This window comes from Pseudomonas sp. GW821-FHT09C10, assembly GCF_059418085.1.
The window spans coordinates 521,259-532,683 of sequence record NZ_JBWKPE010000001.1; the positions used below are offsets into that span (position 1 = coordinate 521,259).

At 64.6% G+C, this 11,425-nt stretch carries 7 protein-coding genes; 4 read left to right on the forward strand and 3 right to left on the reverse strand.

The window, feature by feature from the left end; all coding sequences use genetic code 11:
• Positions 1-21: 21 nt before the first annotated feature.
• Positions 22-2,310 carry a TonB-dependent receptor gene (locus AC07OT_RS02405; RefSeq protein ID WP_495107339.1) on the forward strand — a complete coding sequence of 763 codons (2,289 nt, stop codon included), beginning with the start codon at positions 22-24 and terminating at the stop codon, positions 2,308-2,310.
• A 2-nt stretch (positions 2,311-2,312) separates the two neighbouring features.
• Positions 2,313-3,512, forward strand: coding sequence for a dipeptidase (locus AC07OT_RS02410; protein WP_495107340.1), 1,200 nt, complete (start codon positions 2,313-2,315; stop codon positions 3,510-3,512).
• Between the two features lie 7 nt (positions 3,513-3,519).
• Here AC07OT_RS02410 and AC07OT_RS02415 read toward each other — a convergent pair whose 3' ends face one another.
• The 3 genes from AC07OT_RS02415 to AC07OT_RS02425 are packed head-to-tail and all read right to left on the reverse strand — an operon-like array spanning position 3,520 to position 9,187.
• On the reverse strand, positions 3,520-4,905 hold the full coding sequence (locus tag AC07OT_RS02415; RefSeq protein WP_495107341.1) for an efflux transporter outer membrane subunit: 1,386 nt from the start codon (positions 4,903-4,905) through the stop codon (positions 3,520-3,522).
• Positions 4,902-8,015, reverse strand: a complete 3,114-nt coding sequence (locus AC07OT_RS02420) for an efflux RND transporter permease subunit (RefSeq protein WP_495107342.1) — start codon at positions 8,013-8,015, stop codon at positions 4,902-4,904. Before AC07OT_RS02420 ends, AC07OT_RS02415 begins: the two co-directional genes overlap by 4 nt.
• Before the next feature lie 2 nt (positions 8,016-8,017).
• Complete coding sequence (locus tag AC07OT_RS02425) at positions 8,018-9,187, reverse strand: efflux RND transporter periplasmic adaptor subunit (protein ID WP_495107343.1); 1,170 nt, start codon at positions 9,185-9,187, stop codon at positions 8,018-8,020.
• A 114-nt stretch (positions 9,188-9,301) separates the two neighbouring features.
• Here AC07OT_RS02425 and AC07OT_RS02430 point away from each other — a divergent pair, with 114 nt between their 5' ends.
• Positions 9,302-10,720, forward strand: coding sequence for an ATP-binding protein (locus tag AC07OT_RS02430; protein ID WP_495107344.1), 1,419 nt, complete (start codon positions 9,302-9,304; stop codon positions 10,718-10,720).
• A gap of 3 nt (positions 10,721-10,723) precedes the next feature.
• On the forward strand, positions 10,724-11,419 hold the full coding sequence (locus AC07OT_RS02435; protein WP_065941668.1) for a response regulator: 696 nt from the start codon (positions 10,724-10,726) through the stop codon (positions 11,417-11,419).
• Positions 11,420-11,425: the final 6 nt, after the last annotated feature.

Here is an 11,425-nt window from a genome sequence, read left to right on the forward strand (position 1 = left end):
CACCTTTGCCAAGGACAGACAATGATTGCTCAGTACCGCAAGACCCTGCTGGCCAGCCTGCTGGTCGCCGATTCAAGCTGGGCGGCGCAGGCCGCCGATTCCAACGAACCGCAACTGAGCAAAGTCGAGGTGGTCGGTGCCCGCGTGACCGAAGCCAGCGCCGCCATCGGCGAAGACAAGATCAGCAATACCCTGAGTATCTCGCACCAGGCGTTGCTGTCGGCGCCGGCCGGCACTTCGGGGTTGAAAATGCTCGAGGCGCTGCCCGGTTTCAACGTGCAGGTCAACGATGCGCTGGGCCTGTATGAGTTCGGCAACTCGGTATTCGTGCGCGCCTTCAACCTGCAGCAGATCGGCTTTTCCATCGACGGTGTGCCACTGGGCCGTACCGATCAGTTCGGCGGCAGCCCGATCTATCGCTACGTCGACAATGAAAACACCGAGCGGGTCACCGCCTCCACCGGCGCGGGCGACGTGTCGCAATCGGGCTATGCGTCCCTGGGCCCATATGTGGATTACCAGACCAGCAACCCCACCCTCGAGCCGGGCGCCAGCCTGTCCTATACCCTCGGCAGCGACAGCCTGCGGCGCAGTTTCGTCAAGCTGCAAAGCGGCGAGTACCAGGGCCTGTCGGCGTATTTCAGCCGCTCGAAAATCGACGGCGACCTGTGGCGCGGCCCCGGCACCATCGACCGTGAACACCTGGAAGCCAAGGTGCGCTATCGCTTCGGTGAACGTGACGAGGTGTGGCTGCGCGCCGTGCACAACGCGTTCTACGACTACGACTCGCCCTACGTGAGCAGCGCCCAGTACGACGGCAGCGCCAATGACCCGTTCGGTCGCTCGGGCCGTTACTTCGCCTACCTCGGCAGCCTGCCCGACTTACCCGAGAGCGTGCCCGGCGTGCGCTACAGCAACACCCACTACAACCAGTTCTACAAACAGGCGGTGAACCAGCGCCGCGACACCTTGTACAGCCTGGGCGGCCAGTTCGAGATCCGCCCGGACCTGCTCAACTACACCACCCTCTACTACGAGGCCAAGAAAGGCTTTGGCGTGTCCCCCGAGGCCTACGCCACTTCCCTGGCGCTGCACAACGCCGAAAGCAACGTGGATGGCCTGTTTGCCCCACGGGGCGTGCAATACGGTTTGTCGTCCCTCAGCGGCCATCGCTTCGGCGGGCGCACCGGGCTGCAATGGGACATCGGCCAGCACCAGATCGACACCGGTGTGTGGGCCGAGACCGATGTGTTCAACCGCCAGCAGGCGCGCTACAACCTCACCGACGGCAGCCCGGCCGGCGAGCCGCTGTTCAATGAACCGGTGCACCTGCAAGGGGATTTCAGCTCTACGCGCAATTCGTTGCAGTACCACCTCAAGGACACCTGGACCCTGCTCGACGACCGCCTGCGCCTGCAGTTCGGTTTCAAGAGCCTGCACCTCAAGTACCGCATCGAGGGCTATCGCAACGCCGGCGACTACATCAACGACCGCCAGCCGCGCCTGGCCACCCAGTGGAACGACGCCTTCCTGCCCCAGGCCGGGCTGGTCTACAACCTCACCGATGACACTCAGGTATTTGCTTCCTATTCGGAAAACATGGCCCTGCCCCGAGGCGCCGACGACATCTTCCGCGCGGCCAGCCCCAGCGCGCCGCCACCGGAGGCGGAGCGGGCGAAGAACTACGAGGTGGGCTATCGCATCAACCGCCCGACCTTCAACGCGGCCTGGGCGCTGTACCGCACCGACTTCGACAACCGCCTGCAAGCCTTCGCCTCAGCCGTGCCCGGTAGCAGCCAGGTGGAAACCTACTACCAGAATGTCGGCAAGGTGCAGGCCTACGGCAGCGAGCTGAGCGGGCAATGGAAACCCCCGGTCCTGGCCGACAAGGTGGTGCTCAACGGCAACCTGACCTACAACACCTCCACGTTCCGGAACGACGCCGGCGGCCTTTCGATCAAAGGCAACGAGGTGCCCGACAGCCCGCGCTGGCTGGCCCAGGCCGGGGTTACCTATGAGCTGGCGCCATGGGCACTGCTGAACTTTTCGGCACGCTATATCGGCGAGCGCTACAGCAACTTCACCAACAGTGAATCGGTGCCCGGCTACACCCTTTACAACGCCTACCTGGATCTGGGGGGCGAGCGCCTGCACTACGGCCCGCTGAAGAATGTGAAGGTGCGCTTCAACGTCGACAACCTGTTCGACAAGGATTACCTGGGCTACATCCTCACCAGCACCAGCGGCCCCGCGGTGTTCCGCCCGGGTTCGCCGCGCACCTTCCAAAGCACCTTGAGCATGGAGTTCTGAACATGAACACGCGCCTGCTGCTGCTCGCCCTACTGCCACTGCTGGCCCACGCCGACACCGCCGTCAGCCCCGCCACCCTGGCCCTGCACCAACGCCTGCTGGTATTGGACAGCCACCTGGACACGCCGCTGACCCTGACCCGCCCCGGCTGGAACATCCTCGAGCGCCACGACTATCGCCAGGACGGCAGCCAGGTCGACCTGCCGCGCATGCGCGAAGGCGGCCTGGATGGGGGGTTCTTCGCCATCTACACCCCCCAGGGCCCACGCACCGAGGAAGGCCGCGCCTACGCCAGCGCCTATGGCCTGGCCACCCTCACCCGCATCCGCGATGTGATCGACCGCAACCCCGACAGCTTCGCCCTGGCCCTGACCGCCGCCGACGCCCGGCGTATCGCGGCCCAGGGCAAGCGCGTGGTGTTTATCAGCATGGAAAACGCCGACCCGCTCAGCTCCGATCCCGAGTTGCTCGACACTTACTACCGCCAAGGCCTGCGCATGCTCGGCCTGGTGCATTTCATGAACAACGACCTGGCCGACTCGGCCACCGCGCTGCCGGAATGGAAAGGCCTGAGCCCCAAGGGCCGCGACCTGGTGCAACGGGCCAACCGCCTGGGCATCCTGCTCGACGTGTCCCACGCCAGCGACGCGGTGTTCGACCAGATGCTGGCGTTGTCCAGCGCCCCACTCATCGCCTCCCACTCCAGCAGCCGCGCGGTCAACCCGCACCCGCGCAACCTCGACGACGCCCGCGTGCGCCAACTGGCAGCCAAGGGCGGGGTGATCCAGGTCAACGCCTACAGCGACTACCTGATCCCCCTCACGCCCAACCCGGACCGCAACAAAGCCATGGCCGCGCTCGGCGCACGCTTCCACAACCTTGCCGCCCTCAGCCCGGAGCAGGTCAAGGCGCTCTATCAGGAACGCGACAGCCTCAACCAGCGCTTCGCCCAACCCAAGGCCAACCTCGATGTGTTCATGAAGCACCTGTTGCACCTGCTGGAAGTGGCCGGCCCGGATCACGTCGGCATCGGTGCCGACTGGGACGGCGGCGGTGGCGTGAGCGGGCTGGACGATGTGAGCCAATTGCCGGTGATTACCCAGCGGTTGCTGGATGCGGGGTATAGCGAGGTGCAGATCGCGAATATCTGGAGCGGGAATTTGCTGCGGGTGTTGCAGGCGGCACAATCCGCCGCCCTATAGCCTTTGCCTACTGCCACCCTCCCCCCATCACCTTATACAAACTCACCCGATTACTCTGCTCCGCCAGGCGCAGGGTGATCAGGTCCTGCTGGGCGCTGTACAGCGAGCGTTGGGAATCCAGGGCTTCGAGGTAGCTCTGCGAGCCGGCGCGGTAGAGCGCGTCGGACAGGTCGTAGCTCTTTTGGCTCGCCTCGGTCAGCGCTTGCTGGGCGGTGAGGCGCTGGTCCAGGGTGCTGCGCACGGCTAGGGCGTCGGCGACTTCCTTGAATGCGGTTTGCAGGGTTTGCTGGTAGGTCTGCACCTGGATCTCTTTCTCGACCTTGGCCGCATCCAGGGTCGCGCGGTTGCTGCCGGCATCGAAGATCGGCAGGCTGATGCTCGGGGCGAAGGTCCACGCGCCGCTGCCGGCCTTGAACAGGCTGGACAGTGACGCACTGGCGGAGCCCGCATTCGCGGTGAGGCTGATGCTGGGGAAAAACGCCGCGCGTGCCGCGCCAATGTCGATGTTCGCGGACTTGAGGCTGTGCTCCGCCGCCAGTACGTCGGGGCGCCGCTGCAACAGGCTCGACGGCAGCTCGGCCGGCACCTGCACCAACGCCGCTGCCGATCGCAGGTGGGCGTCGGGCAGCAAGGCGTCGGGGATGTCGCTGCCGACCAGCAAGCGCAGGGCGTTGCGGTCCTGGAGGATCTGGCTCTGATACTCGGCCACATCGACCCGCGCCGATTCGACGGTGGTTTGCGCCTGGGCCACGGCCAACGCCGTGGAGCCACCCAGGGCGTGGCTGCGCTGGGTCAGTTCGTAGGTGGACTGCTGGCTGGCCAGGGTCTCTTCGGCCAGTTGCAGGTGCTCGTTGTCGGCGGCCAGGGTCAGCCAGGCGGTGGCCACTTCGGCCACCAGGCTGATTTGCGTGCTGCGCCGGGTTTCGGTCAGCGCCAGGTAGTCTTCCAGCGCTTCGTCCTGCAGGTTCTGCACGCGGCCGAACACGTCGACCTCATAGCTGCTCAGGCCCAATTGCGCGCTGTAGTCATGGCTGGTGACGGCCGTACCGCTGCTGGACAGCGAGCCCGGCGTGCGGCTGTGGGTACCGCTGACGCTGGCGTCGAGGGTCGGGAACGCCGCTGCGCGCTGGATGCGGTATTGCGCCTGGGCCTTCTCGATATTCAGGCTGGCCAGGCGCAGGTCGCGGTTATTGGCCAGGGCCAGGGTTTGCAGGTGTGCCAGGCGGCGGTCGGTAAAGAACTGCTGCCACTGGATGTCGGCCGGCACCTCACCCTGCACACCCGCTTGCCATTCGCCAGGCACCGGTGCCTCGGGTTGCTGGTAGTGTGGCGCCAGGTTGATGCAGCCACTCAAGACCACTGCGGCCACTAACGGGAAGAGAAAGCGGGTCATGCGTCACCTTTTTCGACAATGGGCGCCGTGCTGACACGGCCAAAGCGGCGACGGATCAACACAAAAAACAGCGGTACAAAGAAGATCCCCAGCACCGTGGCGCTGAACATGCCGCCCAGCACACCGGTGCCGATGGCCCGGCGCCCGGCGGAACCTGCGCCACTGCTCACGGCCAGGGGCAGCACGCCGAACATGAAGGCCAGGGACGTCATCAGGATCGGCCGCAGACGCTGGCGCACGGCGATCAGCGTCGCTTCGCGCAGGCTGTTGCCTTGCTCCTGCAGGTGCTTGGCAAACTCGACGATCAGGATCGCGTTCTTCGCTGCCAGCCCTACGGTGGTCAGCAGGCCGACCTGGAAGTACACGTCATTGCTCAACCCCGTAAAGCGAGTGGCCCACACCGCGCCGACGATACCCAGGGGCACTACCAGGATCACCGAGAACGGCACCGACCAGCTCTCGTACAACGCGGCCAGGCACAGGAACACAAACAGGATGGACACCGCATACAGCAACGGCGCCTGGGACCCGGAAAGACGCAACTGGTACGACTGGCCGGTCCACTCGTAGCCGATGCCATCGGGCAGTTGCCGGGCAATCGCCTCCACCGCGTCCATTGCCGCGCCGGAGCTCACGCCGGGCGCCGGGTCGCCGACCACTTCCAGGGAGGATGTGCCGTTGTAGCGCTCCAGCAACGGCGAGCCATAGCTCCAGGCACTGCTGGCAAATGACGAAAACGGCACCATTTCATCGTTGCTGTTGCGCACGAACCAGTGGTCCAGATCGGCCGCTTGCATTCGTGTGCTGGCTTCGCCCTGCACATAGACCTTCTTCACACGGCCCTGGTTAAGGAAGTCGTTCACATAGGTACCGCCCAACGCCGTGGACAAGGTGCTGTTGATGTCGCTGGTGCTCAGGCTCAGGGCCCCCGCCTTGCGGTCATCGATGCTGATTTTGAGTTGCGGCGCATCGTCCAGGCCATTGCTGCGCACGCCCAGCAGGCGCGGGTCATGCCTGGCCAGCGCGATGAACTGCTCGCGCGCCGCCACCAATGCGTCGTGGCCAAGACCGGCGAGGTCCTTGAGCTGCAAATCAAACCCCGAGCTCTGGCCGAGGCCACGCACGGCGGGCGGTTGCATCACGAATACATCGGCATCGCCGATGCTTGCCAGGGCCAAGGTGGCACGTTGGGCAATCGTGGCGGCATCGTCCGAGCGCTCACTCCAGTCCTTCAAGCGAATAAACGCCCGTGCGGTGTTCTGACTGTTGCCGCCCATGCCCAGGCCGCTGATGCTGATCATCGCCTCGACTTCCGGCTGCTTGAGCATGTACGCCTCGAACTGCTGCAACACCGCCTGGGTGCGGCTGTCGGTAGCGCCCACCGGCAGCTGGATTTGCGCCATGAGAATGCCCTGGTCCTCATCCGGCAGAAACGAAGTAGGCAAGCTGGCATAACCCGCCGCCATGGCTGCGGCAATCAGCACATACACCACCAGGCTGCGCCATGAGCGTTGCAGGACAGCGCCGACCAACGCTTCATAGGCGCTGGAACAGCGTTCGAAGGAACGGTTGAACCAACCGAAAAAGCCCCGTTGAACCGCGTGCCCCGGCTTGAGCAACGTGGCGCACAGTGCCGGCGTGAGGGTCATCGCCACCACCACCGACAGCACCATGGCCGAGACGATGGTCACCGAGAACTGCCGATAGATGATCCCGGTGGAACCGCCAAAAAACGCCATGGGAATAAACACCGCGCTCAACACCAGGGCGATGCCGACCAGTGCACTGGTGATTTCATCCATCGATTGACGCGTGGCCGCCAGGGCCGACAAGCCCTGTTCGCTCATCACCCGTTCGACATTTTCCACCACCACAATCGCATCGTCGACCAGCAAGCCAATGGCCAGGACCATGGCAAACATGGTCAGGGTATTGATCGAGTAACCGAACAACGCCAGCACGCCAAACGTACCCAGCAACACCACCGGCACGGTGATCGCCGGGATCAGCGTGGCCCGCAGGTTTTGCAGGAACAGGAACATGATCAGCACCACCAGCACGATGGCCTCGCCCAGGGACTTGACCACTTCCTCGATGGACAGGCTCACAAAGGGCGTGGTGTCGTAGGCGATCACGTTCTTCAATTGCATTTCGGTGGGGTAAAACGGCGCCAGTTCCTTGAGCTTGGCCTTGACTGCCTCGCCCACCTCCAGCGCATTGGCGCCCGCCGCCAGTTGAACACCCATGGCGGCCGCCGGCTTGCCGTTGAGGGCTGAGTTGATGTCATAGCTCTCGCTGCCCAACTCCACACTCGCCACATCACCGAGCAGCACGACCGCGCCGTCGCTGCCGGACTTGACCACCACATTGCGGAACTCCTCGGCCGTCTGCAGTTTGCTGCGCGCGCTGATGGTGGCATTGAGTTGCTGGCCCTTCACCGCCGGCAATGCGCCGAGTTGGCCGGCTGAGACCTCGGTGTTCTGCGCCTCCAGCGCGGTGCTCACATCCGACGGCATCAGCGCGTATTTTTCCAGCAGCGCCGGGTCCAGCCAGATGCGCATGGCGTAGCCCGAACCGAGGGTCTGTACGTCGCCCACGCCGTCGATACGGCTGATGGAGTCGAGCAAGGTGCTGGAGATGTAGTCACCGATCTGGGTGCCGGTGACGCTGGGATTATCCGAGGCCAGGGCGGCAATCATCAGGAAGTCCGAGCCGCCCTTGGTCACGGTCAGGCCTTCGCTCTGCACCGACTGCGGCAAACGCGATTCGGCCTGTTGCAGCTTGTTCTGCACCTGCATCTGCGCCACATCGGGGTCGGTGCCGGCGCCAAAGGTCAGGCTGATACTGGCGCTGCCCGCCGAACTGCTGGAGGCCGACATATAGGTCAGGTTGTCCAGGCCTTTCATCTGTTGCTCGATGACCTGGGTCACCGAGTCTTCGACGGTCTTGGCCGACGCGCCGGTGTAGGTGGCGGAAATACGCACGGTGGGCGGCGCGATGTCCGGGTACTGCTCCAGCGGCAACTGGCTGATGGATAACGCGCCGCCGAGCATGATCACGATGGCGATGACCCAGGCGAAAATCGGTCGATCGATAAAGAAACGCGCCATGTTCAACCCTCCTGCGCCAGGGCGCCGGCATCGGCGGCCTGGGTCTGGACCACGGCGCCGATGCGGACTTTCTGGCCACCTTCGACGATCACCTGGTCACCGGCCTGCAAACCCGCCGTCACCCACCACTGGTTGCCCACGGCGCGGTCAACGCTGAGTACGCGTTGCTCGACCTTGCCGTCAACCACCAGCAACACCGAGGTCACGCCGCTGGCGCTGCGGCTTACGGCTTTTTGCGGGATCAGGATCGCCTGGTCATCCAGGGCCTGCTCCAACACGCCACGCACGTACATGCCAGGCAGCAGCACATGCTCGGGGTTGTCGAACACCGCACGCAAGGTCACGGTGCCGGTGCCCTGGTTGACGCTGACCCCGCTGAACTTGAGGCGGCCGTCGTGGTTGTAGGTGCTGCCGTCATCCAGCGTGAGGCTGATGCGCGCCTCGCCGTCGCCGTTGGCCTGCAACACGCCACGGGCCAGGTCGCGCTTGAGGGCGAGCAATTCAGTGGTGGACTGGGTCACATCCACATAGATCGGGTCGAGTTGCTGCACGGTAGTGAGTGCGGTGTCCTGGTTGGCCACCACCAGTGCGCCGGGGGTGACCGTGGAGGTCTCGATACGCCCGGCCACCGGCGAGCTGATGCGGGTGTAGGCCAGGTTGATGCGGGCAGTGTCGAGGTCGGCCTGGGCCACCTGGACGTCAGCGGCGGCGGTCAGCAGGGTGGCCTGGGAGTCTTCGTTGGTTTGCTGGCTGATGGCGTCGATCGTCACCAACCGGGCGTTACGCGCGGCGGTGGTCTGTGCCGACTTCAAGGTGGCGCGCGCCTTGGCCAGGCTCGCCTGGGCCTCAGCCAATGCTGCCTTGTAGGGTGCCGCATCCAGTTGGTACAGCGCCTGACCGGCCTTGACCTCGGCGCCTTCGACAAACAGGCGCTGCTGCACGATACCGCCGACCTGCGGGCGAATCTCGGCGACCATAAACGCCTGGGTGCGCCCGGCCAGCTCCGTGGTCATGACCTGGCGCTTGGGCTGCACAGTGATCACCGAGACCACGGGGGTGGCGACTGCGGGCGCAGGGTCGCCGGCCGAGCAGCCGCCAAGCAGCACCAGAATGATGAACGACAGGAGAACCGCGGCGGTTACCAGGTATTTGGCGAAAAGTTTGGTCGACATAGTTGCCTCTGCAAGACGGGGTGGTGCAAGCCTTACCGTCATGCTGCTAGGCAAATGTGCAGGAAAATTGAAGATTGCCCGCCTGGGTTGAATCTTTCCTCCCTGGGGCCCTAAATGGGCGGGTCCACTCTTTTACGGCCCTTGTTCATGAAGTTGAGTATCTCCACCAAACTGTTTGTCGCCGTATCGGCCGGTGTGCTGCTGGTCATCCTCAGCATGGGCCTGGCCACCGGCTGGAGTTTTGGCCGCGGGTTTCTTGGCTATATCAATGAACAGGCGCTGGAGCGCATGGCCACGGTGGTGCCGCGCCTGGCCAGTGCTTATGCGCGTGAAGGCAATTGGGCGTTCATGCGCAACCGCCCGGATCGCTGGTTCGACATCATGCGCCCAGACCCCGACGAAGAACGGGTCACCAATGACCTGCGTACACCGCTGGCCTCGGACTTGACCGGTGCGCTGTTTCGCATCGCCTTGCTCGACAAGGACCGCAAGCGCGTCACCGGCTACACCGCGATTGGTGAGGATGCACTGGTGAGCCCCATTGTGGTCGCGGGCGAAACCGTGGGCTGGCTGGCCGTGACCCCGTTCCAGAGCGTGACCGAAGCCGGTGGCGAACGCTTCCAGCAATACCAGCTGCGCACCAGCCTGGTGATGGGCGTGTTCTCGCTGCTGCTGGCGATGCTGATTGCCTGGTGGATCGCACGCACGCTACTGGAGCCGGTCAAGCGCGTGGCCGCCGCCACCCACCGCCTGGCCAGCGGCGACTACAGCAGCCGCGTGGCCGTGGCCTCCAACGACGAAGTCGGCCAACTGGCCCGCGACTTCAACCAGTTGGCCTATACCCTGGAGCGCAACGAAAAAATGCGCCGGGAGTTCATGGCAGATGTCTCCCACGAACTGCGCACGCCGCTGTCGGTGCTGCGCGGCGAGCTGGAGGCGATCGAGGACGGTGTGCGCAGCCTGGACCCGAATACGATGAAATCCCTGCTCGGCGAAGTCGGCATGCTCAGCAAGCTGGTGGATGACCTGTATGAGTTGTCCCTGGCGGACATCGGCGCACTGACCTATCGCAAGGCCCCGTGCATGCTGAACGACGTGCTCGAAAACAGCCTGGCGATCTACCGGGAGCGTTTCGCCGCCCGCCAGTTGCAGCTCGACCTGGAGCTGCCTCGCGAGCCCGTGGAGCTGCTGGCGGATGCCAGTCGGCTGCAACAATTGTTTTCCAACCTGCTGGAAAATTCGCTGCGCTACACCGACGTCAATGGCAGGTTGCGCATCAGTGTGGGGGTCGACCGCGACACGGTGCGTATCGACTTTCTCGACTCCGGGCCGGGCGTGTCCGCAAGCCAGTTGCCACGCTTGTTCGAGCGGTTCTACCGTGGCGAGTCATCGCGCAACCGCGAGCATGGCGGCGCCGGCCTGGGCCTGGCAATCTGCCGCAGCATCGCCAACGCCCACGATGGCAGCCTGGTTGCCGACCACTCGCCCTACGGCGGCCTGTGGCTGACCCTGCGCCTGCCCCGGAGCTTGTGAACCATGCACGATGAGCCGCCGATCCTGATCGTCGAAGACGAACCCAAGCTCGCCGCCCTGATGCGGGACTACCTGGAGGCCGCCGGCTATACCACCCGGTGCCTGGACAATGGCCTGCACGTGGTGCCCGCCGTGCGCGTCCACGAGCCCAGGTTGATCCTGCTCGACCTGATGCTGCCCGGCCGTGACGGCATGCAGCTGTGCCAGGACCTGCGCGGTTTCAGCGCGGTGCCGATCATCATGATCACCGCCCGCGTCGAAGAAGTGGACCGCCTGCTCGGCCTGGAACTGGGTGCCGACGACTACATCTGCAAACCCTTCAGCCCCCGTGAAGTGGTGGCCCGGGTCAAGGCCATCCTGCGCCGCAGCCCACAGTTGCTGGGCACCGGGGCGCCGCGCCTGCTGATCGACGAAGCCCGCTACCAGGCCTCGCTGGACGGCATCGCGCTGGACCTCACGCCCCTGGAACTGCGCCTGCTCAACACCTTCGCCCGCGCCGCCGGCCGTGTGTTTTCCCGCGACCAATTGCTGGATCACCTCTACTCCGACCACCGCGTGGTCACCGACCGCACGGTGGACAGCCATATCCGCAACCTGCGGCGCAAGCTGGAACAGGTATGCCCGGGGGAAACGCCGATTGAGTCGTTGTATGGGGTGGGGTATCGGTTTCAGTTGGCTGAAAAGCAGCCACAGGCCTGACAACCC

What these genes read in the sequence shown, in the direction of transcription:
- AC07OT_RS02405 (WP_495107339.1), top strand. Translation starts at nt 22, where the DNA reads ATGATTGCTCAGTACCGCAAGACCCTGCTGGCCAGCCTGCTGGTCGCC.
- AC07OT_RS02415 (WP_495107341.1), bottom strand. Translation starts at nt 4,905, where the DNA reads ATGACCCGCTTTCTCTTCCCGTTAGTGGCCGCAGTGGTCTTGAGTGGC.
- AC07OT_RS02420 (WP_495107342.1), bottom strand. Translation starts at nt 8,015, where the DNA reads ATGGCGCGTTTCTTTATCGATCGACCGATTTTCGCCTGGGTCATCGCC.
- AC07OT_RS02410 (WP_495107340.1), top strand. Translation starts at nt 2,313, where the DNA reads ATGAACACGCGCCTGCTGCTGCTCGCCCTACTGCCACTGCTGGCCCAC.
- AC07OT_RS02435 (WP_065941668.1), top strand. Translation starts at nt 10,724, where the DNA reads ATGCACGATGAGCCGCCGATCCTGATCGTCGAAGACGAACCCAAGCTC.
- AC07OT_RS02425 (WP_495107343.1), bottom strand. Translation starts at nt 9,187, where the DNA reads ATGTCGACCAAACTTTTCGCCAAATACCTGGTAACCGCCGCGGTTCTC.
- AC07OT_RS02430 (WP_495107344.1), top strand. Translation starts at nt 9,302, where the DNA reads ATGGGCGGGTCCACTCTTTTACGGCCCTTGTTCATGAAGTTGAGTATC.